The 26,851-nt window shown below is 30.3% G+C and carries 25 protein-coding genes, 1 tRNA gene and 1 pseudogene; 5 read left to right on the top strand and 22 right to left on the bottom strand.

Annotated features, from left to right (window positions below; translation table 11 throughout):
• Positions 1–31: 31 nt before the first annotated feature.
• Positions 32–3,187: a cytochrome c biogenesis protein CcsA gene (gene ccsA / locus WHD08_RS08170; RefSeq protein ID WP_208888579.1), complete on the bottom strand. Its 3,156-nt coding sequence runs from the start codon at positions 3,185–3,187 to the stop codon at positions 32–34.
• A gap of 111 nt (positions 3,188–3,298) precedes the next feature.
• Here ccsA and WHD08_RS08165 point away from each other — a divergent pair, with 111 nt between their 5' ends.
• Positions 3,299–3,874, top strand: coding sequence for a hypothetical protein (locus WHD08_RS08165; RefSeq protein ID WP_208888580.1), 576 nt, complete (start codon positions 3,299–3,301; stop codon positions 3,872–3,874).
• 72 nt (positions 3,875–3,946) lie between these two features.
• Here WHD08_RS08165 and WHD08_RS08160 read toward each other — a convergent pair whose 3' ends face one another.
• From WHD08_RS08160 to WHD08_RS08150, 3 genes are read right to left on the bottom strand one after another with little or no spacing between them, the layout of a single operon-like run.
• Complete coding sequence (locus WHD08_RS08160; RefSeq protein WP_208888581.1) at positions 3,947–5,314, bottom strand: NAD-dependent succinate-semialdehyde dehydrogenase; 1,368 nt, start codon at positions 5,312–5,314, stop codon at positions 3,947–3,949.
• A gap of 4 nt (positions 5,315–5,318) precedes the next feature.
• On the bottom strand, positions 5,319–6,968 hold the full coding sequence (locus WHD08_RS08155; protein WP_208888582.1) for an acetolactate synthase large subunit: 1,650 nt from the start codon (positions 6,966–6,968) through the stop codon (positions 5,319–5,321).
• Between the two features lie 37 nt (positions 6,969–7,005).
• A complete protein-coding gene (locus tag WHD08_RS08150) occupies positions 7,006–8,529 on the bottom strand; it encodes a GH3 family domain-containing protein (RefSeq protein ID WP_208888583.1) in 1,524 nt (507 codons plus the stop codon).
• 168 nt (positions 8,530–8,697) lie between these two features.
• Between WHD08_RS08150 and WHD08_RS08145 the strand changes: the two genes are divergently transcribed.
• Entirely contained in the window at positions 8,698–9,027 is a 330-nt protein-coding gene (locus WHD08_RS08145; protein WP_208888584.1) for a hypothetical protein, read from the top strand.
• A gap of 10 nt (positions 9,028–9,037) precedes the next feature.
• On the opposite strand, the gene scpA is transcribed toward WHD08_RS08145, so the two are convergent.
• From scpA to WHD08_RS08055, 18 genes and pseudogenes are all read right to left on the bottom strand, one after another.
• A complete protein-coding gene (gene scpA, locus WHD08_RS08140; protein WP_208888585.1) occupies positions 9,038–11,101 on the bottom strand; it encodes a methylmalonyl-CoA mutase in 2,064 nt (687 codons plus the stop codon).
• Positions 11,094–11,429 (bottom strand): hypothetical protein, encoded by a 336-nt coding sequence (locus WHD08_RS08135; RefSeq protein WP_208888586.1) that lies wholly within the window; start codon positions 11,427–11,429, stop codon positions 11,094–11,096. The genes scpA and WHD08_RS08135 overlap by 8 nt, the downstream gene beginning before the upstream one ends.
• Positions 11,422–12,798 carry a methylmalonyl-CoA mutase subunit beta gene (locus WHD08_RS08130; protein ID WP_208888587.1) on the bottom strand — a complete coding sequence of 459 codons (1,377 nt, stop codon included), beginning with the start codon at positions 12,796–12,798 and terminating at the stop codon, positions 11,422–11,424. The genes WHD08_RS08135 and WHD08_RS08130 overlap by 8 nt, the downstream gene beginning before the upstream one ends.
• Before the next feature lie 3 nt (positions 12,799–12,801).
• Complete coding sequence (locus tag WHD08_RS08125) at positions 12,802–13,116, bottom strand: FtsB family cell division protein (RefSeq protein WP_165732963.1); 315 nt, start codon at positions 13,114–13,116, stop codon at positions 12,802–12,804.
• Positions 13,117–13,123: 7 nt separating this feature from the next.
• Positions 13,124–13,729 carry a uridine kinase gene (gene udk, locus WHD08_RS08120; RefSeq protein ID WP_165732962.1) on the bottom strand — a complete coding sequence of 202 codons (606 nt, stop codon included), beginning with the start codon at positions 13,727–13,729 and terminating at the stop codon, positions 13,124–13,126.
• 219 nt (positions 13,730–13,948) lie between these two features.
• A tRNA-Thr gene (locus WHD08_RS08115) sits at positions 13,949–14,022 on the bottom strand.
• Positions 14,023–14,257: 235 nt separating this feature from the next.
• Positions 14,258–15,565 (bottom strand): cryptochrome/photolyase family protein, encoded by a 1,308-nt coding sequence (locus tag WHD08_RS08110; RefSeq protein ID WP_208888588.1) that lies wholly within the window; start codon positions 15,563–15,565, stop codon positions 14,258–14,260.
• 38 nt (positions 15,566–15,603) lie between these two features.
• The gene (locus WHD08_RS08105; RefSeq protein ID WP_165732960.1) at positions 15,604–16,080 is read right to left on the bottom strand and encodes an SRPBCC family protein; all 477 of its coding nucleotides are present in this window, start codon (positions 16,078–16,080) and stop codon (positions 15,604–15,606) included.
• Position 16,081: 1 nt separating this feature from the next.
• Entirely contained in the window at positions 16,082–16,543 is a 462-nt protein-coding gene (locus WHD08_RS08100; protein WP_165732959.1) for a TspO/MBR family protein, read from the bottom strand.
• 8 nt (positions 16,544–16,551) lie between these two features.
• Positions 16,552–16,665 (bottom strand): annotated as a pseudogene (locus WHD08_RS08095) (hypothetical protein); the annotation flags it as partial.
• Between the two features lie 60 nt (positions 16,666–16,725).
• Positions 16,726–17,199, bottom strand: a complete 474-nt coding sequence (locus tag WHD08_RS08090; RefSeq protein ID WP_165732958.1) for a glutathione peroxidase — start codon at positions 17,197–17,199, stop codon at positions 16,726–16,728.
• 16 nt (positions 17,200–17,215) lie between these two features.
• Positions 17,216–17,899: an SDR family NAD(P)-dependent oxidoreductase gene (locus WHD08_RS08085; RefSeq protein ID WP_208888589.1), complete on the bottom strand. Its 684-nt coding sequence runs from the start codon at positions 17,897–17,899 to the stop codon at positions 17,216–17,218.
• A gap of 6 nt (positions 17,900–17,905) precedes the next feature.
• Positions 17,906–18,121 (bottom strand): hypothetical protein, encoded by a 216-nt coding sequence (locus tag WHD08_RS08080; protein ID WP_068448590.1) that lies wholly within the window; start codon positions 18,119–18,121, stop codon positions 17,906–17,908.
• A 78-nt stretch (positions 18,122–18,199) separates the two neighbouring features.
• Positions 18,200–18,424, bottom strand: a complete 225-nt coding sequence (locus WHD08_RS08075; protein WP_165732956.1) for a hypothetical protein — start codon at positions 18,422–18,424, stop codon at positions 18,200–18,202.
• A gap of 3 nt (positions 18,425–18,427) precedes the next feature.
• Positions 18,428–18,676: a TIGR03643 family protein gene (locus tag WHD08_RS08070; RefSeq protein WP_208891213.1), complete on the bottom strand. Its 249-nt coding sequence runs from the start codon at positions 18,674–18,676 to the stop codon at positions 18,428–18,430.
• Positions 18,677–19,025: 349 nt separating this feature from the next.
• Positions 19,026–20,447: an SDR family oxidoreductase gene (locus WHD08_RS08065; protein WP_208888590.1), complete on the bottom strand. Its 1,422-nt coding sequence runs from the start codon at positions 20,445–20,447 to the stop codon at positions 19,026–19,028.
• Between the two features lie 384 nt (positions 20,448–20,831).
• On the bottom strand, positions 20,832–22,136 hold the full coding sequence (locus WHD08_RS08060; RefSeq protein ID WP_208888591.1) for an ABC1 kinase family protein: 1,305 nt from the start codon (positions 22,134–22,136) through the stop codon (positions 20,832–20,834).
• 7 nt (positions 22,137–22,143) lie between these two features.
• Positions 22,144–22,800 carry a TetR family transcriptional regulator C-terminal domain-containing protein gene (locus WHD08_RS08055; protein ID WP_208888592.1) on the bottom strand — a complete coding sequence of 219 codons (657 nt, stop codon included), beginning with the start codon at positions 22,798–22,800 and terminating at the stop codon, positions 22,144–22,146.
• Positions 22,801–22,955: 155 nt separating this feature from the next.
• On the opposite strand from WHD08_RS08055, the gene WHD08_RS08050 reads away from it, so the two are divergent.
• The 3 genes from WHD08_RS08050 (at position 22,956) to WHD08_RS08040 (ending at position 26,760) form a co-directional block, all read left to right on the top strand.
• Positions 22,956–24,050 carry a formylglycine-generating enzyme family protein gene (locus WHD08_RS08050; protein ID WP_208888593.1) on the top strand — a complete coding sequence of 365 codons (1,095 nt, stop codon included), beginning with the start codon at positions 22,956–22,958 and terminating at the stop codon, positions 24,048–24,050.
• A gap of 331 nt (positions 24,051–24,381) precedes the next feature.
• Complete coding sequence (locus tag WHD08_RS08045; RefSeq protein ID WP_165732951.1) at positions 24,382–25,272, top strand: BPSS1187 family protein; 891 nt, start codon at positions 24,382–24,384, stop codon at positions 25,270–25,272.
• 51 nt (positions 25,273–25,323) lie between these two features.
• Complete coding sequence (locus WHD08_RS08040; protein ID WP_165732950.1) at positions 25,324–26,760, top strand: transcriptional regulator; 1,437 nt, start codon at positions 25,324–25,326, stop codon at positions 26,758–26,760.
• Positions 26,761–26,851 lie beyond the last annotated feature (91 nt).

Genomic DNA, 26,851 nt, shown 5'->3' with positions numbered 1-26,851 from the left:
GCAAAAGTACATTTTATTGCTAAATTATGTGTTACTTTTTAAAGTATTTCTTGTATTTAAAGGATGCTAAAACTGTAAGTAAAACTAATGCACCAATATAAATATAAGCCTCTCTAGGTGTTACAGCCTTGTCTCCACTTGCATAAGAATGCAAACCAGATAAATAGAAGTTCACTCCAAAATAGGTCATCATTATGGCTAAATAAGAAAAAGCAGAAGCAAAACTAAACGCTAATCGACTACGTAAACCAGGTATTAAACGCATGTGTAGAACAAAAGCATATACCATGATAGAAATTAGAGCCCAAGTTTCCTTTGGATCCCAACCCCAATAACGTCCCCAGCTTTCGTTGGCCCACATACCTCCTAAAAAGTTACCAATAGTTAACATAACCAAACCAACACTAATGGCCATTTCATTAATAATAGTTAACTCTTTAATATTAAGATCCATTCTTTTCTTGTTTTTCTCGGTAGTAAAAACAATAAGAATTAAAGAAACAATACCTAAAATCATTGCTAAAGAGAAAGGACCATAACTAGCTACAATAATAGACACGTGCACCATTAACCACCAAGAATTTAAAACAGGTTGTAAGTTAGCAATTGCAGGATCTAACCAGTTTTGATGTGCAAAAAACAGAATAATAGCTGCTAAAAAAGTAGTTGCACCAATGGTTAAAGTCGATTTTTTTCCTAAAAACAACCCAAATAACATGGTTGCCCAAGCAACATAAATAATAGATTCATAAGCATTACTCCAAGGTGCATTTCCACTTATATACCATCTAGAGGCTAATCCAAACGTATGAAATAGGAAGCTTAAAATTGTTAATGCAATAAGTCCTTTAACAATATAACCTAGTACTTTAGATTTATAATAGAATATTTTTAATATCTCAATAAATATTAATAACAATCCTAAAATCATATATAATACAGAAGTTTTTGTGAAAATTTCCCATTTATTATAAGTGATTTCTAAGTCAATTCTATTTTGTGAAGGGTATACTTCTGATCCAAATTTCTTCTGAAACTTCTTAATACCATCTAAGATTTGATCTGCTTTAGTGTAATCATTAGATTTTTTAGCCTCTTGTAAAAGTTGAATATAAACAGGTAACGATTGTCTAACAAATACCGAGTCTGTAGCTTTAAAGCCTGCAGTTGAAGTTTCTGGTTGAGAAACCCAAGTATTATTATCATCATTAGGTATTGGGTAAATACGTAAAATTCCACCTCCAATAGCACTGTATAATAAACCTACACGTTTATCAATTTTAATTAAATCGTTTTCATATTTATTTTTTATATTTTTCTTTTGTGCTTCTGCTACATCATCTTTTATTTTATAAGCTCCAGTTGGAGTAATAAAATCTGATAAACGAGCGTGTGTAGCGGTTACGGGTAAACTTAAAACCTCTCTAATTTTTGAATTTCCTTTTTCTAAATATATAATAGGCACTTCAAACCAAAGTCTTGGGTTTTCTATAATAGATAGTAAAACCTGACTAGGTTGCATTCCTTTAAAAGTTTCTTCTTTACTTACTTTTCTAACCAATTCAGAAGAAAAAGTATGTGCCGGCTTCATTCTACCTCCAGCATCTTGAATAACCAATTTATTAAAACTCTCGGCATGTTTAATATCAACTATATTAGCTTGTAATAGAGAGTCTATTTGTTGGTTTGTAATTTGATTCGGTTCATGCGGAGCGTGTGGTGTTTCTTGAGCAAAACTAAAACTAGAAAGTAGTAATGTTGCTACAATAGATAGGGTAGCCTTTTTCTTTCTGATTTTCTTTAAAGATTCTTTTAGGTGACTAAATCTCGTGTGTTTTGCGAATAGAATACAGATTAAACCTGTGTATAAGAAAGAATAACCTAAGTAAGTAATAAATGTTCCTAAAAAATCATGATTTACAGAAAGATGTGTCTCCTCTACTGGTCCAGATAAGTCGTAACTAGATTGGAAGAATTTATAGCCTTTGTGGTCTAAAATGTGATTCATAAATATTCTATAATCAAAAGATTCATCTCCATCTATTACGGTTACTTCACTAGCGTAAGATGCAGCACTTTCAGATCCTGGGTATTTTTCTAATTGAAAGTCATTTAATTTCACTAAAAAGGGTGTTTCTAAAATTTTTGCACCATATAATACTCTAAAATTTAGTCCTCCAACAGTAACTTCTTTAGAACCTTGAGAGTTAAATTTACCTCCCGTTAATTCTACTCTTTCTGTTTGGCCATTACTTGTAATATCAACAACAACAACATCTAATTTTTTATCGTCTTTTGGACCACTAGTCGTTTTCATTATACCCTTTTCTGAAGGTCTTGGAATTACAAATTGCAATCCAGAAACATTGTGTAATGTTAAATATTGAAAGTTTTGAACAGAGTCTTTTACAATATTACCCTTTTTCTGGTCTGCCATTCTAAACCAATCACCATCATCTTTAGAAACCATTTTTAAGTTTCCATCTTCTTCCATAAAGTTGATAGAAGCATTATCTCCCTCAGCATTATAGCCAACTAAAACGCCATGAATATTTTGAATCGTCCCTTTTTGAATCCAATGTTCATGACGACCACCTTCAGAAGATTCTACAAAAAACAAATGTTCAACTCCATTTTCATCTTCAACTAATTTTCTTTCAGCCCAAGGAATATATTCAACAAGCTCAAAACTAAAATCTTGTTCTGTGTCTTCGGTTTTAAAATGATCTGAGTAAGACCAAGAGTTTTTACCCCAAGCAGATAACAGCATTGGTTTGTTTATTTCTGGCTTCTGTACCTTATTATTATCTACAATTGCGTTTAAGTAAGTAGTCTCAGATAAAAATTTATTGGTAGATTCACCTTCTTTAATCAACATTATACCTTCGTAACCAATATAACGAGTTACGCCTGCACCAATAAGAATTAATAAAAAGGATAAATGAAACATTAAAACGGCCCATTTTTCTTTTTTATACAATCTGTATCTAAAAATGTTACCAAAGAAATTAATAACAAATAACAGCATAATTAGTTCAAACCACCAGGTGTTATAAACGAGTGCTTTAGAGGTTTGTGTGCCAAAATCGTTTTCTATAAATGTTGCAACTCCCATTGCAACCGCAAAAAGGATAAATAAAACGGCCATTAAACGAGTCGAGTAGAGAATACTAATAATTTTTTTCATCCTTCTGAAATGCTTTTTTAAAAGAGCTACAAATTTAAGCATAAAAGCACAAATGAACTTCTAGATATGGGTATATTTATGTACTAAAGTTTTAAAAAAATCATAAAGTTTATGCCTAAATATCATGTAATTCCTAAAACCATAAAAGATGAAGTAGAAACTGCGCTAAATTACTATCCGCAGTTAAAAAATATACACATTGAGTTTAAATTTAAAAAGAATATTAAAAAATCTACCATGCAGGCAAGACCTACTTTTGATAGTTTTTTTAAATTGAAAAAAAATAGAAAATTTTTAATTTTGATTAGTGAAAAATTTAAAATTTCTGATAAGGAATTTTCTACACGAGATATTCCAAAAGATATTTTTATTGGTTGGATTGGTCACGAGTTAGGGCATATTATGGATTATCAAAATAGAAGCAAGTTAAATTTAATTTGGTTCGGACTTAAATACTTGTTTTCGGATAATCATATTGTTGAAGCAGAAAGAGCCGCAGATGGTTTTGCTGTAAAGCACAAAATGGAATTGTACATTATAAAAACAAAGAATTTTATTTTAAATCATGCTGATATTTCAGAAGCATATAAAAATCGGATTAAAAGATATTATTTATCTCCAGAAGAAATTATGGTGTTGGTGGATGATCGAAATAAATTAGATGAAAATTTAGAAAATATAAAATAAGTATTCTTAAAGTAAAAGTAAAAACCATCACTAATTTGTGATGGTTTTTACTTTTATTCAATTTTAGAAAAATTAATCTATCCAAATAGACTTTGTATTTACAAATTCTCTAATTCCGTAGCTAGAAAGCTCCCTACCATAACCACTATTTTTAATACCACCAAAAGGCAATCTTGGGTCTGAGGTGACTAGTTTATTTACAAAACTGTTTCCTGCCTCTAATTGCAAAGCAATTTTTTCTCCTCTTTTAGAATTACCCGTAAGTACACCAGAACCCAAACCAAAAGATGAATTATTTGCAAGTTCAATTGCTTCCTCTTCATTTTTTGCTTTGATAACAGAAGCTACTGGCCCAAAAAGTTCTTCATCAAAAGCCGTCATGCCAGGTTTTAGATTGGCTAAAATTGTGGCAGGATAATAAGCTCCTTTTCTATCAGGAATTTTTCCACCCAAAATTAACTTTCCACCTTGTTGAACTGTTTTTTCTACCTGTTCATGAATTTCGTTCCTTAAATCTATACGTGCCAAAGGTCCGTAATAAACATCTTCGTCTGTAGGAGCTCCCATTTTTGCGGCTTTCATTTTTTTAGTGAATAGTTTTAAGAAATCGTCATAAATTTCTTCTAAAACAATAAAACGCTTTGCAGCAATACAGGTTTGTCCGTTATTTTGTAATCGTCCAAAAGTAGCCATGTCGGTCGCCTTCTCTAAATCCACGTCTTCTAAAACAATGTAAGCATCACTTCCACCTAATTCTAAAACGGTCTTTTTTAAATTTTCTCCTGCAGTTTTAGCAACAGCACGTCCTGCGGGTTCACTTCCTGTTAAGGTTACTGCAACAATGTTTTTATCTTCAATAATTGCTTCTATAGCATCTGATGCCACATTTAAGTTTGTAAAAACTCCTTCTGGGAAACCTGCTTCTGAAAACGCCTCTTCTAAAGCAAATGCACAACCTTGTACGTTAGACGCGTGTTTTAAAACTCCAGTGTTCCCTGTCATTACTGCTGGAGCAGCAAAACGAACTACTTGGTAAAAAGGGAAATTCCATGGCATTATGGCCAAAGTAACTCCTAAGGGCTGAAATGTTACATAACTTTTACTTGCTTCTGTTTCTACTATTTTATCGGCTAATAATTCTGTGATGTTATCTGCATAATATCTACATATTAAAGCACATTTTTCTATTTCTTTACGAGATTGTTCAATTACTTTTCCCATTTCTTGGGTGGCTAATTGTGCGTATTTCTCTTTGTTATTGTCAAAGATATCAGCAAGTTTGTGCATCAACTTAGAGCGTTCTTCTAAACTTGTTTTTTTCCAAGATTTATAAGCCTCATTTGCTTTTGCTACTTTTTCTTTTGTTGTTTTTTCTGAAATTCTGTTATAAGTTGTAATTTCTTCCTCTGTGGCAGGATTTATAGTGGTGATTGTTTTCATAATTTTATTTTTTAGAATTTTCACTTAGTAATACATTTAATATTTCATGATTTAATGAATAATCTACGGCTAAATCAATTACATGTACTCCTTTTAAATTTAATGTTTTTGTTAAGGTTTCTTCGAACTCAGATACTGATGAAGGTCTGTGTCCAATAGCTCCAAAACTTTCTGCATATTTTACAAAATCTGGGTTTTTATATTCTAGTCCAAATTTAGGGAATCCTTCTCCTTCTTGTTTCCATTCAATCATTCCGTATGCGTTATCATTCAAAATAATAATAACCAAATCTAAATCCATTCGAACAGCAGTTTCTAATTCCTGAGAATTCATCATAAAACCACCATCACCATTTACAGAAACAACTTTTTTGTGAGGATATAATTCTTTTGCCATAATTGCTGAAGGAAAACCTGCACCCATTGTTGCCAAAGCGTTGTCTAAAAGTAAAGTGTTTTGAGCATAAGCAGGATAGTTTCTAGCAAACCATATTTTATAAATTCCGTTGTCTAAAGTTACAATTCCGTCTTCGGGTAAAACGTTTCTTGTAATTTCTACCAAACGTTGCGGTAGCATTGGGAAGCGATTGTCATCTTTGTATTTAGAGAGATGGCACAATACATTGTCTTTCACTTTTAGAAAAAAGTCAAGATTCCATTTTTTTGCATTCGATGCTAACTTTTTTGTTAATTGATGAATACTTGTAGCAATATCTCCAATTACATTTAATTGAGGGAAATAAACCTCGTGAACTTCTGCAGCAAAAAAGTTAATATGAATCACTTTTCTTTTTTCATCAGCATTCATAACAAACGGAGGTTTTTCAATCGTATCATGACCAACATTTATAATTAAATCTGCTGCTTCTATGGCTTCATGTAAAAAATCGTTTGAAGATAATGCGGCAGTTCCTAAATAAAGCGGATTCCTTTCGTCAATAATTCCTTTTCCCATTTGTGTATTAAAAAAAGGAATTCCTAATTGATCTACAAAATTAGTTAAAGCTTCACTGGCTCTTTTTCTATTAGCACCAGCACCAATTAATAATAAAGGTTTTTTTGCTGAAAGAATCATCTCTTTTGCTTCTAAGATGGAACTTGTATTTGCTGATGGAATTTTAGCGCTATTCACATTAAAACATTGCGGATTCTCAACGATTTCTTTACAAACATCTTCCGGAATTTCTATATGTACAGCACCTGGTCTTTCTTCTTGAGAAACTCTAAATGCTTCTCTAATAATTGCACTTGCATTTTTACCATAGGTTATTTGTTTAGAAAACTTTGTAAGTGGTTGCATCATCTCTAAAATGTCTACAATTTGAAACTTACCTTGTTTGCTTTCTTTTATTGGTTTTTGCCCGGTAAGCATTACCATTGGCATTGCGCCCAATTGTGCGTAAGCTGCAGGCGTCATTAAATTGGTTGCTCCGGGGCCTAATGTAGACATGCAAACTCCAGGTTTTCCTGTAAGTCTGCCATAAGTTGCTGCCATAAAGCCAGCTCCTTGTTCGTGTCTGGTAAGTATTAATTTTATTTTATCAGATTTTCTGATGGATTCTAGAAGGTCTAAATTTTCTTCACCAGGTAAGCCAAAAATATATTCTACGCCTTCATTCTCTAAAGATTTTATGATGATATCTGAAGTTTTCATTTTAGTAAGTTTAAAAGTTAATTTTAGTTTTTTTGAATTATGCTTTTTGAACAAATTTTTCCCAGTCGGCAAATTTTTCTTCTTTCATTACACGTTCCATTTTTACTTGTCCACCTTTTTTCTTGTTATTATCATTCCAATTATGAAATGTTTCAACAGGAATTACGGCAACCTTAACACCTTTTAATGCTTTGCTTCTTGCAACTTTATAATTATTATTTGCTTCTTTTAGAAAATCATCTAAAGCAGTTGCAATTTTATCATTGTCACCTTTTAAATCGGAACCTAAATACCAAGAATGATAAAATTCACCATCTTCGAATCGTTTTGCACAAATGGTATACTCTGTGATAGTTGTAGAGAATTTTTCTTCTATATGCTTAATAGCATCATCCATTTTATTAACGGATAATTGAGATCCAACAGTATTTAAGAAGAATTTAGTACGTCCTGTAATCTTAATTTCAGCCTTTTCTACATCTGTAAATTTAATGGTATCACCTATTAAATAACGCCAAGCACCACTTACGGTACTTATAATTAAAATATAATCGGTGTCTGTTTCAACTTGCTCTAAAGTTAAAGAAGGTGCGTTTTGTTTGATAGATCCATCCTCATTTATATAATCAGGATTCATAGGAACAAATTCAAAATAAATACCATTCTCGGTATTTAACTGCATTGCATCGGTTTCTGGTCTTACTTGTGTAGCGATGTATCCTTCGGAAGCCAAATAAGTGTCTATAACCGTAACGGGTTTTCCTAATAAGGCTTTAAAGCTTTTTTCATAAGGACCAAAAGCAACTCCACCAGAAGTGTACACTTGAAGATTTGGCCAAATTTCATGAATGTTTTCTAAATGATGAAAATCAATCACTTTCTGCATCATTAACTCTATCCAAGAAGGTATTCCGCTTAAAGCACCAATATCCCATGATTTAGCATTTTCTGCAATATGTTGTACGCGCTCGTCCCAATCTTCAATCTTGGCAATTTCTTCTCCGGGTTTGTAATAACCTTTAAACCAAAAAGGAATATTACTAGCACTAATTCCACTTATTTCTCCTTCAAAGTGATCGTCTTTCTCATCTAAATCCGTAGAGCTTCCTAACATCATAATGTCTTTCTCGAAGAAATCTACAGGTAAATCAAAGTTGTTTAAAGAAGTAACTTGTTTGATTCCAGAACTTTTTATAGCAGCAATCATTTCATCTGTAACCGGAATTCTTTTACTCGTTTTTCCGGTGGTACCAGAACTTAAAGCAAAATAAGACGGACTACCAGTCCAAGTTACATTTTCTTCTCCATTATGGATTTTGTACCACCATTTGTTGTTCAGTGAATTATAATCGAAAAAAGGAACTTTATTAGCAAAGGAGGTTTGTAAATCATCACTTAATAGAATGGATTCAAAATTATAAGCTTCACCAAATTGAGTTTCTTTGGCTGTTTCAAGTAAGTTTTGTAAAACTTCTTTTTGAGCTTCGATGTGATTTGTTTCTGATGAAAGTGTATCAGTTAAATTGATAATTCCTTTTATAATATTTCCTAAGATTGCCATAGTTTATGTTTTTTACAAAGATCAAGATTGTGTAGCTATTAGATTAACTCGTATCGTAGAAAAAAGAGTGCATTAGAGTTTTTGATTTGAGTTAAAATCTAAATGGTTTGCAGTACTCTTTTCTATGTAATTTCTTTTATTTTGTGATGAACCTAAATTATATATAAAATGAATAACGATAAAAATGAATTAGAAATAATAAAAAAATACCAGGAAAAAGGGTATACCAGTAATTATAGAGTGGTAGATGGAGCGTTAATTGATAACAATACAAAAAGTAAGTACAAGCCTACTGAAATTTTTATTGTTGCAGAACATCGATTTGAAGGAATGAGTAATCCTGCAGATATGTCTATATTATATGTTGTGGTAACAAAAGATGATGAGAAAGGAACTTTTTTAGCGTCTTACGGAGGAGCATCGAGCACCGAAGCAGCAGAATTCTTTAATGAGATTCCGAAAGAAAATGTTTCGAATAAAGAAAACTTATTTATGTAAAAAAGGGTTTTTATTCGGCTGTACTTTCAATTAAAATAGTTAGTAAGTCAATGGCAGCTTGTGCAATTTTAGTTCCAGGGCCAAAGATACCAGCAGCACCAGCTTCTAATAAAAAGGGATAGTCTTGTATAGGTACAACGCCACCAACAATAACCATAATGTCTTCTCGCCCGTATTTTTTTAATTCGGATATAACTTGTGGAACTAAGGTTTTATGCCCTGCCGCTAAAGAGGAGATTCCTAAAATATGGACATCATTTTCTATCGCTTGTTTTGTTGCTTCTTGTGGTGTTTGAAATAATGGACCAATATCTACATCAAAACCTAAATCAGCATAACCAGTGGCTACAACTTTTGCTCCTCTATCGTGTCCATCCTGACCTAATTTGGCAATCATAATTCTAGGGCGTCGCCCATCTAACTCTGCAAATTTATCTGATAAATCTGCTGCTCTCTTATAGAGTTGATCGTCTTTTATTTCTTTACTATATACTCCAGAAATTGTTTTGTGAATTGCTTTGTGTCTCCCAAAAACGAGTTCTAAAGCATCAGAAATTTCACCTAGAGTTGCTCTGTTTTTAGCTGCTTTAACTGCTAAGTCTAATAGGTTTCCTTCTCCAGATTTTGCCGATTCTATTAACGCGTCTAAAGAGTTTTTAACAGCTGAATTATCTCTTGTCTTTTTTAGATGATTTAATCTTTTAATTTGAGAATTTCGTACAGCTTCATTATCAACCTCTAAAATTTGTAGAGAATCTTCTTTTTTTAACTGATATTTATTAACTCCTACAATTACGTCTTTTTCACTGTCTATTTTTGCTTGTTTAATAGCTGCAGCTTCTTCAATACGCATTTTAGGAATTCCTTTTTCAATGGCTTTTGTTATGCCACCAAGTTCTTCTACCTCGCTAATTAGCTCCCAAGCTTTATTTGCTAAATCTTCGGTTAACTTTTCTACATGATAACTTCCTGCCCAAGGATCTACCGTTTTGGTTATATATGTTTCTTGTTGTAAGTGTATTTGTGTATTTCTAGCTATTCTTGCAGAAAATTCTGTAGGTAAAGCAATGGCTTCATCTAAAGCATTGGTGTGTAAACTTTGTGTGCCACCAAAAGCAGCAGCCATAGCTTCTATGGTTGTTCTTGCTACGTTGTTAAAAGGATCTTGTGCTGTTAAAGACCAACCGCTTGTTTGGCAATGTGTTCTTAAAGCTAAAGATTTTGGGTTTTTAGGATTAAATTGTTTTACAATTTTTGCCCATAACATTCTTGCAGCTCGTAATTTTGCAATTTCAGTAAAATGATCCATGCCAATTGCCCAAAAGAAAGAAAGTCTTGGGGCAAAAGCATCTATTTCCATGCCTGCTTCAATTCCTTTTCTAATATATTCTAAACCGTCTGCTAATGTATATGCCAATTCTATTTCTGCTGTAGCACCGGCTTCTTGCATGTGGTAACCAGAAATAGATATGGAATTAAATTTTGGCATTTTACTGCTTGTAAATTTAAAAATATCAGCAATAATTTTCATGGAAGGAGCAGGAGGGTAGATGTATGTATTTCTAACCATAAACTCTTTTAGAATATCATTTTGGATAGTACCAGATAATTGTTCTAAAGAAACACCTTGTTCTTCTGCGGCAACAATATAAAAAGCTAAAATGGGTAAAACAGCACCATTCATAGTCATAGAAACAGACATCTTATCTAACGGAATTTTGTCAAATAGAATTTTCATATCCTCTACAGAGTCTATGGCAACACCAGCTTTACCAACATCACCTTGTACTCGTTCGTGATCTGAGTCATAGCCTCTATGCGTTGCTAAGTCAAAAGCAACAGACAATCCTTTTTGACCTGCTTCTAAATTTTTTAGATAAAAAGCATTGCTTTCTTCTGCCGTAGAAAAACCAGCATACTGTCTAATTGTCCAAGGTCTTCTAACGTACATAGTAGCATAGGGACCTCGTAAATTAGGAGCAATACCAGCAGCAAAACCTTCTTGATTAAAAGAAGGTTTTGTGTTAACGTCTGTATTTTTGAGTTTTATATTTTGTAAATTTTTTCTACTCATTTTTAGGGCTGCCCTCGTCTAGTTTCATTAATTTATATAATTCAACTCCAATATTTTTTACTTTTTTTTGTCTTTTCTTAATTTTAATATAGTTCTTTAAGATAAAAGCTAAAGAGAATACACACAATAGCATAACGGTGCTAAATATAAAGTTAACACTGTTTCTAAAAAAATGATAAAACTTATCTTCCAAAAAATATAGACTTACAGTAACTAAAAAAATAAATCCGATTATAAGTGAAGGAAGTTTCTTTTTTAATTGTTGAATCTCAAGTTTTAGCTCATTTTGTTTTTTCTGTTTAAGTAGAATTTCTTTGTTTTTATCCATTTTTATTTTCTTCTATACTTTTTTCAGAATGTAACCGATCCTTTTCTAATGATTCTGAAAGCCGTTTTCTAGTTAATGGGGGGACTAGTGTTTTTATATTTCTTTGCTTAACAAAAGGATACAATTCTAAATCTTGTTGCATTTTATCTTCCTTATTTTGTTGCAAATTTGTACCTAAAAGTATAATTTCTTTTTGAATGAAACTATTTTCTTCTTTTAAAGCACTTTCTTTAATTTTTTTCTGAATGATGCCGGTCTTTAATTGTTTTAAAAAACCGCCACTTTTTTCTATTTGCTTAAAAAGAGTTAATGCGTTTTCTGCTAATTGTTGTGTTATTGATTCTATATAATAAGAACCTTCGGCAAAACATTGAGCTTCTGCTAAGTAACTTTCTTGTTGTAATATTAATAATTGATTTCTTGAAATACGATTTCCGAATTCGTTAGATTTATGATAAATGGCATCGTAAGAAACATTAGAAATTGTATTTGATCCACCTAAAATAGCGCTCATACATTCTGATGTTGTTCTTAATAAGTTCACATTATAATCATAAATAGTTTTGTTTCTTAAACTTGGTTGCACAAAAATATGAGCTTCTAAATCCGCAATTTCATATTCTTTTATAAGTGCAGACCATAAAATTCTAAAAGCTCTTAATTTTGCAATCTCAAAAAAATAATTACTTCCTACAGAAAAAGAAAAACTTAATTTTTCTGCAACAGTATTTCCAAACTTATTTAGATATTCATTTGCATGCGCTAGCGTATAAGCTAATTGTTGTGTAATTGTTGCTCCGCAATTTTGATATAGATCTCCAGAAATAGCAATGCAATTTGTAGCATTTTTCTGAATTCTCTCTAGCTTTATAAAATCTTCTTTTAAATTAAAAAACCAATTACCTGTTTCCGCTAAGTTACCTATTATATCTGTTTGAAAATATGTTTTTTCTGAATTTACAAATTTAGAAACTTCTAACTGAAAGGTGTCCTCTAAAAAATGAAACTGAAAGTAAATGAAAATAGATTTTACATCAATATTAAGAAGTAGTTTTCTATAATCGAAATTTTTATATGCAATAAATTGAACCGAGTTGGCACCTCTTTTTAAAGCATCTATAGCTAGTGAGTTAGCTATTTTTTCATCATCAACAAAAATAGTTTCACAAATATTAAATCCTTTTTTTGGAGTTTTTATTTTAAGACTAGATCTATCTTCTTGTGTATAAAATGGCTTTACAACAATACCTTCTTGAGTTTTCCATAACAACGTGTCATTATAATCTGCACCTTTTAAGTCTACTTGAATTTTATTTTTCCAAGCAGCTGGTGTAGTTTTTAGAAAATCATCAAAAAGAGAATTTTTCATTTCTTATTTTATGGTATCAAATTCTATTAAATAAATTTCTTCATTTTCTTTTTTCATTAAATACTTTTCTCTTGCAAAACGTTCTAATTGAATAGAGTCTTGTAGTTTTTTTATGGTGGCTTTGTCTTCTGCTATTTTCTTTTGATAAAATGAAATTGTACTTTCTAAGTCTTTAATTTCATTATCGAATTTTCTATGTGCTAAATAGGAATTTTCGTCAAAAAAGAACATCCAAATTAAAAATGGAATTAAGATTAAAACAAAAACGTTTGTTAGAATCTTTACTGCCTTATTATTTTTAAACGTGCTAAAAGTCATAATTAGATTATAAACGATCGTTAATTACTGTTCTAACAACATCAATTGCTACGGTGTTGTGTTTATTATTAGGAATAATAATATCTGCAAAATTTTTAGTTGGCTCAATAAATTGAAGGTGCATTGGTTTTAAAGTATCTTGATACCTATTTAAAACTTCGTCAATGTCTCTTCCTCTTTCTGTAATATCTCTTCTAATTCTTCTAATTAAGCGCTCGTCTGTATCTGCATGCACAAATATTTTTATGTCAAACAAATCTCTTAATGCTTCATTGTTTAAAATTAAAATACCTTCTACTATAACCACTTTTCTAGGATGTGTTTTAATAGTGTCTGTAGTTCTGTTGTGTGTTACGAAAGAATAAACAGGTTGTTCTATTGTTTTTCCTAATCTTAATTTTTTTAAATGCTTAACAATTAAATCAAAATCGATGGCTCTTGGATGATCAAAATTAATTTTTGATCTTTCTTCATAAGATAAGTTTACGGTTTCGTTATAGTATGAATCTTGAGAAATTACACAAACCTCACCTGTAGGTAGTTGTTTAATTATTTGATTTACAACCGTAGTTTTTCCACTTCCTGTACCTCCGGCAATTCCAATAATGAGCATATAATTATGATTAAGATAATTAATTGTCTAAAATAATAAAGAATTTACAAATATTTAGGATTTATTTAATCTTAAATAGCTTCTATTTTAAAATAATAGAGCTGTTTTTAATTAGCTGCATTTTTTAAAATAAAAATTAAATTATTATTTAGACTGATTTTTAGTGTTTTACATAAAAAAAGTCTCAAAAATTAATTTTTGAGACTTTTTAATAAATTGAGCCGATGGAGGGACTCGAACCCACGACCTGCTGATTACAAATCAGCTGCTCTAGCCAGCTGAGCTACATCGGCTTTTATTTTGAGAGCGCAAATTAAAGACTATTTTTAGTTACTACCAAATTAAATTTCATTTTTTTTAATAAAAAAGCTTCAATTTACATTGAAGCCTTTAAAACAAGAATAATTTTACATAAAATTGAAGAATATTGAATAGATATTTTTCTATTTTATAAGTAAAAAACGTATTTATATTTTATATGTTGCTTTCTTTTATATTTAAATTTGATAAAAAAAATTGTAAGAACAACTAGAAATCTACCAATGCTTTTTTATAGGTGGTTAAACAACGTTCTCTAGCAGATTTATGTTCTACAATAGGAGCAGGATATGTGAGTTCTTGAAAGTCTGGAACCCATTTTTTGATATAATTTAAATCTTTATCAAATTTTTTAATTTGAGTGGTGGGGTTAAAGATTCTAAAGTAAGGCGAGGCATCCACTCCAGTACCTGCAACCCATTGCCAATTACCTATGTTGCTGGCTTGTTCGTAATCGTGTAATTTTTCTGCAAAATAAGCTTCTCCCCATCTCCAATCTATCAATAGATGTTTGCAAAGAAAACTACCTACCAACATTCTAATTCTGTTGTGCATAAAACCTGTTTGGTTTAATTCTTTCATGCCTGCATCTACTAACGGATAACCTGTTTCACCTTTGCACCATGCTTTAAATTCGTCTTCGTTATTTCTCCAAAGAATTCTATCGTATTTTGGTTTAAAACTCTCTTTAACGGTGTGTGGAAAATGCCATAAAATCTGCATAAAAAACTCGCGCCAAATCAATTCTTTTAAGAAAGTAATGTTGTTGCTTTTTGATGCTTCGTCAACCATTTTACGGATACTCACGGTACCAAAACGTAAATGAGTACCTAATTTAGAAGTACTGTCTTTTGCAGGGAAGTTTCTGGTTTCTTCATACGTATCAATTAATTTAGAAGATACTTTGTAGGAAGCAACTTTTATGGCAGATTTTATAAAACCAATAGCTTCTAATTTTAAAATAGGTTGGTTTTTACTTTTGATAAAATTCTCTAGCAATGTTTCTGAAGGATAAAACTGAATTCCCTTATTGTGAAACGCTTCTAACCATTTTTTAGAAAAGGGTGTGTAAACTTTATACGGTGTACCGTCTTTTTTTACAATTTCATTTCTTTCAAAAATTACTTGGTCTTTAAATGTTTTAAAATTGATGTTTTTTGATGTAAGAAATTCCTTAATCTCTAAATCTCTTTTTATCGCATACGGTTCATAATCATGATTTGTGAATACGGTATCGATGCTGTACTTTTCTGATAATGAGTTGTAAATTTCTTTAGGCTTTCCTTGATAAACCTCTAAAACACTCCCTATTTCAACTAATTTTTCATGAATATGCGCTATTTCCTGATAAATAAAAGAAACACGTGCATCATCTTTCTTTAATTTACTTAAAATTTCTTCATCAAAAATAAAAATTGGAAGTACTTTTTTACCTGATTTTAAGGCATGATATAATCCGCAATTATCATCTAACCGTAAATCTCTTCTAAACCAAAAAATGTTTATCTCTGTCTTCATTTATTATAATTATTTAATTTCTGTAAAACAGAAAAAATCTATTTAATTGGCGGGTAGTATTGTCCAAAAAGTTCAATTAATTTCTTTTGTCTGTACTCAAAAATTTCCTCTAATTTGGGTTCTACTAGTATAGGATGTGCTATTTGACCTAAAATTCCCATAGGAACTTTATAGTCTATAATGTCTTCCATTTCTACGCCACCTTCAATTTCTTTGATAAAATGTTTGTGATGCCATAATGCATACGGTCCAAAACGTTGTTCATCTACAAAGTATTCGTTTTCTTTTACGTGCGTAATTTCGGTAACCCATTTTGTTTTTATCCCAAGAATTGGGGTAACAATATATTGTATAATCTGACCAGCAAACATTGGTTTTTCTGCTCCCGAAAGAATATCAAAACTCATATAAGTAGGCGTAATTACTTTTAAATTTTTTGGGCTCGATAAAAACTTCCAAGCCTCTTCTAGTGTAATTGGTAGTTTTTGTTTTCTGTGGAATGTGTATATTTTCATGTTAATTATGAATTAGAATGTAGAGATTTAATGAGGTTGCAATACAAAGCCAAATCATGTATGGCAATAGTAAATATTTATAGCCGCCTGTTTTATTACTTAATTTAAAAAAATAATAAAATAATGTTGCTGTGAGTAATACAATCGATATCAAACCAATTAAAACTAAATGTTGATTGAAGAAAATGTAGTTCCAGCTAACGTTTAAAATAAATTGAATTATAAAAACGGAAAGTATTTTTGAATTGTAATTGGTTGTAAATTGTTTACCTAAAAAGATAGAAAAACAAATCATAATAAAAGTCCAGGCAATACCAAATACAATTCCAGGTGGTGTCCAAGGAGCTTGGTTTAGGTTGGTGTACCAATCGGAAAGTGGTCCGTTATTCATTAACCAACTTCCAATGGCTAAAGCACCAAAATTGATTACTAAAAATAATAGTGTAAGCTTTACTTGTTTCATAGAATAAATTATTTAGATTTTAAAGACTCATTTTTTTTTAGGATGTTATCTGCTTCTGAATAATTTTTGTCGCTATTTGTTCTAATAATAGCTTGTAGTTTAAAAGCTTCTTCCATTAATTTCTTGTAAGATTCTTACAACTTTTCTATCTCACTTTTCTTTTTAAATAAGTCAAACCTATTTTATGATTTTAAGTGTTTTATTATTTTTGAACTCAAAGGTTTTGTAATTGAAAAATAATAATCAACTAATTCTCCTTCTGGTGAAACTAAATATTTTTGAAAATTCCATTTTACGGTAGAGTTTTTTTTATTATTGAACTTCTTAGATGTTAGCCATGTATATAGTGGATTTTGATTTTTTCCTTTTACATCAATTTTTTCTGTAATTAAAAAGGAGACACCATAATTAACTTCGCAAAATTCTTCAATTTCAGAAAAAGATCCTGGTTCTTGTTTTCCAAACTGATTACAAGGAACTCCAATTACAACTATTTTGTCGTTATAAGTTTTATGCAACTCTTCTAAATCTTTGTATTGCGGTGTAAATCCGCATTTAGAAGCTACGTTTACAAAAAGAATATATTTGCCTTTAAAATCTGACAAAAGAATAGGGGTATTCTGGAGACTATTAATCTCTATATTGTAAATATTCATTTAATTCTGATTTTAATTATATTTTAAAACTGACAATTCCGCAGTCTAATTCAAAAATTTGACCAGATATAGCACCTGCTTTTTCAGATATTAAATAAGAAGCTAGGTCTGCAACTTCTTTTGGGGCTAAATATTTTTTTAGAGGGTGTCGTTCTTTTATGTTTTCAATCATTCTTTCATTGCGCAATAACTTAGAGGCTAACTCTGTATCTGTTACTGTTGGGGCAATGGCGTTTACGCGAATTAGTGGTGCCAATTCTGCTCCTAACGATTTTGTTAATCCTTCTACGGCAGATTTTGCAGTAGCTACACTTGCGTGAAAAGGCATTCCTAATTTAGCAGCTACCGTGCTAAATAGTAAGATGGAGGGGTTGTTTCCTTTTTTTAATGCGGGTAAATAATGTTGAATTGCTTTTACAGCTCCAATTACATTAATTTCAAAGTCTTCTCTGAAATCGGTAAGTTTTAGTCTAGAAATTGGCTTTAAATTGATGCTTCCTGGGCAATAGATTAAGGTGTCTATTGCGTCTATCTCAGGTAAATCATCTGTAAGAATATCACAAGTAAAGTGATTAAGGTTAGTGTGGGAAAGTAAAGGAGCTGTTCTACTGATATTTATAATTGAGTTTTCATCAATTAAGCTATCAATAATTGCTTTTCCAATTCCTTTACTTCCGCCAATAACTAAAATTTTATTCATTTGCTTTTAAGGTCTTCCTTTCAAGCGCTTTTCAATTTTTTGTTTAACTGCTGTAAGGCGCTTCATTTGATCCATTATTTCAAGATCTTTTTCTGCTTTATATACTTCATTTAGCTCTAGTATTAAGGCTTTTACCTCTCTAGAAGCTACAATTCTATCACTAGTTGTTTTAAATGAGAACTTTCTATGTTCAAACTCTTCCGCTCTTTCTAATAAATTCATGCTATGTTTCTCTGTTTTAATCTATAATTTTGTGAATATAATTATAAAAGTTAGAAAAACAAGAGAAATCTATAATTATTATGCAGTTAACGGTTTTCCCTTTAAACGTCTCTCTATTCTTTGTTTAATAAGGGTTAAACGTTTCATGATATCCATAATTTCAGAATCTTTATTCTTTTTATATACCTCGTTTAAGTCTAAGATTAAAGCTTTTGCTTCTCTAGCTGCTAAAACACGGTCACTTGTAGTTGGAAATCTCATTTTTCTTGTTTCAAACTCTAATGCTTTTTTGATTAACTCCATAATTTAATTTTTCTGTATTGAACATTTAAATCTTCCTTTTTGGAAAGTTCTTAACTTTAAATGTTTTGTTTTTCTTTCCTGAACCCTTTTTCTCCACATTACAAAGCTTTTGGGCTTCGTTTCTTTTCGCATTAAATCAATTACTTCTTGTTCTTTTAAGTTAAATTGATGTTTTATTGCTTCAAACGTGGTTCTATCTATCCAGTTTATTTCTATTATACAATCAATAGCTATGCCGTTTAATTGCTTAATGCATAGATTTATCTTATAGCTGCATAGAATTAACTTTTTATTATTTTAATATGTTTATAGCAATCAAATACTATAAACATATTAAAATAAATTTCCTTTTTCCGTTTTTGAAAAAAGCAATTAGGGGACTATATTTCCTATTAACAGTTATTTATATTTCAAATATAATAAATGTTTAATGATTTACCAAATAAATTAAACAAGATTGTTGTTTTAAATTTATATGCCTTTTTTGATAAAATTCTTTAAGATCAAATAACTTTTAGAATAGAAAATAGATAAATGTGTCTAGTCCTTGATAAACGATACAGATTAATAAGGATTTTGACTTATAAGTTATTGTGGTATTTTACTTGTTAATATTGTTAATCATACCGTTAAAAACAAACCAATGAAAAGGCATTACAGCATACCAATAGAGTCTTCCTGCTAAACCATGAGGTCTAAATGTTGCAGTTTGGTGTAATTTACCTTCATCAATTTTAAATTCTAACCAAGCTTCACCAGGCATTATCATTTCTGCATAGAGTAGGAGTTTTCCTTTTTCTTTGTCAGCATAAATTACCCTCCAGAAATCTAGAGCATCACCGATATTTAATTCTGTAGGATGCCTTCTACCTCGTCGTAAACCGGCGCCACCAAAAAATTGATCTAAAAATCCACGAATTTTCCATAGAAAAGTTCCGTAATACCAGCCTGTTTCTCCTCCAATTGCCCAGATTCTGTCTAGTGTTCTTTTTTTATCGTTTATAACTCTTTCTTTATGGTCTTTAAAGCAGCCATACTCTGGGACGTTTACAAACTCGTGAACAAAGTTTTTTAATTTTCCGCTACTTATATAGGAATCTTTCCAACTAGAAATAATGCTGTTTTGTTCAATTTTTTTAAATGCTAATTTCACAGCCTCTTTGTAAGACATTGGGTTTACATCTAAAATAGCATTAATGTTACTTTTGTTTCCAATAACTTCTACTCCCATAGAATTTACTAAAGAGCTTGCTAATTTGTAAGAAGTAGAGGTTACAAAGTAGAGCCAATAAGAAGATAATTTTGGTGTCATTATGGGCACCGTTAAAATGTGCCTTTTTAGTTTTCTAACTTCTGCGAATTGCAGTAACATTTCTTTATAAGTTAGAATTTCTGGGCCAAAAATATCGTGAGAAGTATTGAATAATTCCTTTTTATCTAATGCTTTGTGTAAAAAAGTTAAAACATCTCTAATGGCCAAGGGTTGTGTTTTTGTATTCAGCCATTTAGGAGCAATCATTGCGGGTAATTTCTCTACCAGGTCTCTTATGATTTCAAAAGAAGAACTTCCAGATCCAACAATAATTCCTGCTTTAAAAGTAGTTAATGCGTATTTGTCTGACGCTAGTGTAATCTCTACGTTTTTTCGTGATAATAAATGTTTAGAGAGTTTAGTGTCATTGGTTATTCCGCTTAAATAAATAACTTGTTTTATGTTTGTTGTTTCTGAAAAACGTTTAAAATTGAGTGCGCATTTTTCTTCTAAAAGATGAAACTCTTTTGCGGAATTAGACATGGAGTGAATTAAATAATAAGCAGCGTCTATGTCTTTTGTAATATTAAGGAGGCTGTCTATGTTTAAAAAATCAGCTTCAACTAATTGAATGTTTTTTTGATTTCTGTAGTAATTTTCAGCTCTTATTTTATCTCTTACAGGGCAAATTATAGTATGTCCATCATTTAGTAATAACGGAATTAAACGTTTGCCTATATAGCCAGTTGCACCTGTTACAAGAATTTTCATAGATTTTGTCTCTTTTTTAGGTTTTTGATAAGTTAATTGTTTCTTTAATTTTGATTTAGAATAACAGTCTAAACCATTAATTGTGGCAACATTCACTTTAGGTAATTGATTAACCCATCGTTTTCTAACAATTTACTTTTTATATTTAACTCTTCTAGATATTTTGTTGATGTAGTATGTGCGTCTTTAATACTATTTTAAAAAATATGATTGATAGTAAAGATACCATTTTCTTTTATGTTTTTATAAATATCTCTTGGGGGTGATTGTAGACTTTAAAATAAAGTATAAAGTTGGGGAATTTAAAACTAGAGCAACTAGTTATAAGGATTATTTTATATAGATGCTCTAGTTTTGGGGGACCCTTATGGGGGAATAAAGCTATTATAGCGATTTAAAATTATTGATTTTTATGTCTTTTGCTTTTAAATCGTGCATTAAATTGTATAAGCCAAAAAAGGTTCTATTAATATAAATAAAGTGCTTAGATCCTCTGTTTCCATTCATGTCTTTTAGCTCTGTACTTTTTGCGTATTTAGCTCCTAAGTCAGAAAGTTTACCGAAGAAAACTTCATCAGAAAAATCGAAAGTTTCTTGATGAAACGGTTGTGTAAATAAACTTAACATTTCATGAAACATAGCTCTAAAAAACACGAGTTCTTCTTTTGAGTCGTCTTCTCTTAATATTTCTAACTGAAATAATTTTTCTTCGAAAAACGTAGGGTTGCTAATATTTTCTTTTTGAGCTAATTCGAAATAAGGAACATAAAAGTCCTCTGGAATGGTTTTCATACAGCCAAAATCAATGACAATTAGTTCGTTTTCTGGTGATATTAAAAAATTTCCAGGATGTGGGTCTGCATGTACTTTTTTTAACTTGTGAATCTGAAACATGTAAAAATCCCATAGTGCTTGTCCTAATCTATTAGCTACTTCTTGGTTGTCTGTGTAAAATTCAGATAAATGAACACCATGCATCCAATCCATAGTTATAATTCTGTCTGATGACAATTCTGGATAATAATTTGGAAAATTTAGATTAGGGATGTGTTTACAAGCCGCAACAATTGCCTGACTTTGTTCTACCTCTAATATGTAATTGGTTTCTTCAACCAATTTATTTTCTACTTCTTTAAAATATTTATCAGAATCTTTACCTCTAATATTAAACATTTTAATAGCGATAGGTTTTACCAGTGCTAAATCGGATGCAATACTTTGTGCAACACCTGGGTATTGAATTTTTACGGCTAGTTCTTTTCCGTCCTTTTCCGCTTTATGAACCTGACCAATACTTGCTGCATTTATAGAAACAGTGTTGAATTTGTCATATATTTCATTCGGATCTTTTCCAAAATACTTTTTAAAGGTTTTGGTAACTAAGGCAGGGGAAAGTGGCGGTACAGAGAACTGCGAAAGAGAAAACTTTTCTACGTACGCCTGTGGTAAGATACTTTTTTCCATACTCAACATCTGAGCTACTTTTAAAGCACTTCCTTTTAACGTTTTTAAACCGTCATAAATATCTTCAGCATTATTTTCGTTTAAACGTGCTTTTGCTTCGTCTTCTGTTTTGGTTATTTTATCTCCATAATATTTAAGATAATTAACTCCAATTTTTGCACCAGTGGTAACTAGTTTAGAAGCTCTCTGAATTTTGGAAGTTGGTATAGAATCTATTGTTTTCATGAGCTTTTTAGTTAAAGTTTACTTTTTCTTTTAAAATGAATTTCCCGAAATCTATAATGCTTTGTAAGGGTTTAATGTCCATTAAGTCAAAGCGAGCATTGATTGATTTTTCAATAAAAATGTCGGTTTTTTCAAAGGATGGTGAAACGTCATCTAGCCAAAACTTCATAGTTACTAATAAATGAAACCAAGAAGATTCTTTAATTGATTTATCTTGAATTTTTTCTAGTTTCTCGTGCTTTAAATCTATTTTTTCTATGCCTATATTCTGAACATAGTTGAGGTAGCTTTCTCGTAATTTTTTTAGCGATTTTAGTTTCTTAAAATCATTTTTGCTGTTTTCTAATGCATACACAACATAGCTTCTATTCGCTGTTAGTATTTCGAAAAAAGTAAAATAAAAACTGAGTAATTTGTTTCTTGCATCAAAGTTTTCATAGTCTTCACTTTTAGCTAAAACAGTTATGGTGTGATTAAAAAATTCAGAAAAGATAGCTTCTTCAATAGTTTCAAAAGAACTATAGAATTTATAAAAATCAGCTTCATCAAAATTATTTTCTTTCGCAAAACTATATACAGACTTTGGTTGGTGGTTGTTTTCTAAGACAAATTCCATATACCAAGATATTAAATTGTCTTTTGTAATATTTTTCTTTTTTGCCATAATCTTTTGATATTTATGTAAATATACAATTGTTTAACGAATTCTTTGTTTTGTTAAACAATAATTTTATGTTAAATTAAATTGAGAGATTTAGAATTAAAAGAATAAACATCAATAGATTATCTATATTTGCGTGCAATCTTAATTTATTATTGATGAATTTTAATTTGAAAACAGTATTAATTACCGTACTATTATCAACAGCTCTTTTTAGTAGTTGTGATAAAAAAAAATCAGAAAAAGATAAAAAAGAAACCGTAGAAAGTGAGATTTTAACCCAAGAGGTTAAAGCGCCAGAAGGTATGGTGTGGGTTTCTACCAAGACTTTTTTAATGGGAGCAAAAGAGGGAGACCAATATGCAATGCCGCGAGAAAAACCTGCTCATAAAGTAGCGGTAGATGGCTTTTTTATAGATGCAAATGAAGTAACAAATAAACAATTTAGAGAGTTTGTAGTAGCTACTAAATATGTTACTGTTGCAGAAAGACCAATAGATTGGGAAGAAATAAAAAAAGATTTACCTGCGGGAACAGAAAAACCTGCCGATTCAATTTTACAACCCGGAAGTTTAATTTTTAATAAACATGCTAAAGGAGTTGTTTCTATGGCGAATTACGGACAATGGTGGAAGTGGCAAATTGGTGCAAACTGGAAACAACCAGAAGGTCCAGGTAGCTCTATTGAAGGGCAAGATAATTTTCCGGTTGTACATGTTGCGCAAGAAGATGCTTTGGCATATTGCAAATGGGCTAATAGAAGGTTGCCTACTGAAGCGGAATGGGAATCTGCTGCACAAGGTAAATTTGAAGATAATATTTTTACTTGGGGAAATAAAGCAGAAGATTTAGATGCAAATGCGAATACATGGCAAGGTAAATTTCCAACAGAAAATATTTCTGAAGATGGGTTTGATTATATCTCTCCTGTACGATCTTATCCTGCAAATAATATTGGTTTGTATGATATGGCTGGTAATGTTTGGGAAATGACTTCAGACTTATTTAATGTAAAATATTATGAAACTTTAGATCCTTCTGTGGTTTTAACAAACCCTACAGGGGCAGAAAAATCGTATACACCAAGTAATCCGTATCAAATTGAATATGTTATGAAAGGTGGTTCTTTTTTATGTCATGCATCTTATTGTGCTAGTTTTAGAATTTCAGCAAAAATGGGTATGGAGCCTAATTCTGGTTCAGATCATATTGGTTTTAGAACAGTTGCTACTAAAGACATGTTGGCAGAATAATAAAATATTTATAAATTGATTAAAACTCCTTTTTTTTGATAAAAGGGAGTTTTTTTTGTTTACAATCATTATAAAATATTATTCCGACTAAGTTTCTATAATAAAGATTAAAATAGATTATAGATAATGTAATTTTTATCTATATTTACGGAAAATTACTAAAGAAAATTTAATGAATTAATTAATTCGTTAAATAAATTCTCCTTATTATGTGTTTTTGTTAGTAAAAACGCATATTTATAATTTGATGGAAATCTTATTAAAAATGAAATCTTTTAGAGAAAGTAAAACCTGTTTAACTATTTAAAATTTAATTTAAAATTAATAAATAATGAAGTTCTTTTTAATACCCCTAGCTTTTATTTTTCTTAGCTATAATTTTACATTTGCTCAATCTTCTTCAGGGTTCCCTAAAGAATATAAAGTATTAGAAGTTAAACCTTCTAGTACAGATTCTCTTATTAAAGAATCAAATTCTCCTCATTTAGTTGTTTATAACCCAGATGCAAAACAAGGGAAACTGTTGTTTTTTATGCCAGGAACTGGAGGTATAGCTCTAAATGGTCCTAAAAGATTTTTTGCAACAGCTGTATCTCAAGGGTATCATGTTATTAATATATCTTACATTAATAGACCTGCTGTGGCTCAAATTTGTAAAGGTGAAAACTTAGCAGACAATTCTAAATGTACATCAGAATTTAGACAGCAGCGTATTTATGGTGATAACGACTTTTCATTAATAGATGATGAGCCTCAAGACGCAATAGTAAATAGGCTTACTAAGTTATTAATTTATCTTTCTAAAACAGATAAAGCTGGTAATTGGGATACTTATTTAGAAGATGGTAAACCAAAATGGAGTGAAATAGCTGTTTCGGGTCAATCTCAAGGAGGAGGAATGGCTGCTTTTATAGCAAAAGAACATTTAGTTGCTAGAGTTATCGATTTTTCTGGTGGTTGGGATTATTCTGCTAAAAATAAAATAGCAGATTGGTATGCTGCAAAAAGTGTAACACCTGCCAACCTTTGGTATGGAACTTATCATGCAAAGGAACCTGCGGCAAAAGTAATTAAAGAGAGTTATGTGGCTATGAAAATTCCTGAGAATCAGATTTATGCTTTTGATTTAGCTTTTCCTAAAGGAAGAAAAGCACACTCTAATGGTATTAGAAATACTAATTATGTTGATCAATGGATTGAATTGTTAGGAAAGGCAAATTAATAATTCTTTATAATTTTAATTTTTTTGCAAAAAGATAGAAAATATTATTTAATGCAATATAAGTATCTTAAGGTATTCTTTTTTTTTGTTATTTCATCTGTATTGGTTTTTGCTCAAGAGCAAAAACCAATAGATAAATTATCTAAAGAGTATGAGTTTTCTTTAATAAGAAAAGGTTTATTTGAAGAGGTTCTGTTACTTAATATGAAGCTGGTTGAAAAAGCTAAAAAAAATAATGATGAAGAAACTATTGCTTTAGGTTATATTAGAATTGCTAGTGTTTTATGTAATTTTGGGGAGAATCTAGAAAGTTTAAGATATTTAGATTTAGCAAATAATATCGTTTTTGATGATGGCTATGATAATTTAAAAATAAGGGTTTTAGCAAACTATGGTAGAAATTACTCTGCATTAAAAATCAATAAAAAAGCTGTTGAATGTTTTGATAAAAGTATTGAGATTTGTAAAAATTTAAAATCATATGATCAGAATTTACTGTCTTTTTTGTATATTAATAAGGCAGATGCTTTTTTAGATACGCAATACGAAACGGATTCTACGCTAGTTTACCTCCATAAAGCAATTAAAATTAAAGAAAATCCTTTTAAATATGCTGTTGTTGCAAATTACTATTTAAAAGAAAATGTAAATATTGACTCAGCAAAAGTATACCTAGATAAAAGTAAGGTATTAATATTAGGCGATAATAATATTACAGAATATTATAAAGCTACTGTTATACATGCAGATGCTAATTTTAATAAAGCGATTGGAAATTATAAAAAAGCAATTGTTTTATATAAGGAATCGTTAAATATTTATAAAAAAATAAAGAAAATAGAAGAGGTTAAATTGTCTCATAAATTAATTTCTGAAACTTACTCGCAATTAAATGATGAAGATAATTCACATAAATATCTTATAAGTTATACTAAAATTACAGACAGCATTAATGCAAGGTATAATCAAAATATAGATGTTGTTATTGGTAATTTCTTGAGTGATCAAGAAAAGGAATATCAAAAAAAAGAAAAAAAATACAATTCTCTTATTGTAGTAGTTATAACGTTTTTTTTAAGTGTTGTTCTTTTTATTGTTTATAATTATAGAAAAAAGAGACGTAAAATAATTGAAGAAAAAGAGCAAATTATTAACCAGAAGAATATTGAAAGTAAAAAATTAAAGCAAAAATTAAATGTTGCTTTTGATGAGGTTATTTTGTTAGCTAAAAAAAATGATTCTTCTTTTTTAGTTCGTTTTCAAGAAGTATATCCAAATGTTTGCGAGAAGTTGTTAGAGAATAACCCTAAACTAGTAAATACAGAATTAACTTTGTGTGCCATGGTTTGGCTTAATTTTTCTTCAAAAGATATTGCAAGTTATACGAATGTTCAGCCAAAAACAGTGCAAACGAAAAAGTACAGACTTCGTAAAAAATTAAACATTCCAGAAAATATAAATATTTATACGTGGCTTAAAAACCTATAAGTTGTATTTTTTTTAAAAGAGCATTCTTATCCTCTTTTATCATTTTACTAAAAATTCACTTTTTACTTTTTTTTTGATTTCTAATATGTAA

It is taken from the genome of Polaribacter sejongensis (assembly GCF_038024065.1).
In the GTDB taxonomy this organism is placed as follows: Bacteria; Bacteroidota; Bacteroidia; order Flavobacteriales; family Flavobacteriaceae; genus Polaribacter; species Polaribacter sejongensis.
This window is presented reverse-complemented; position numbering and strand designations above follow the sequence as displayed.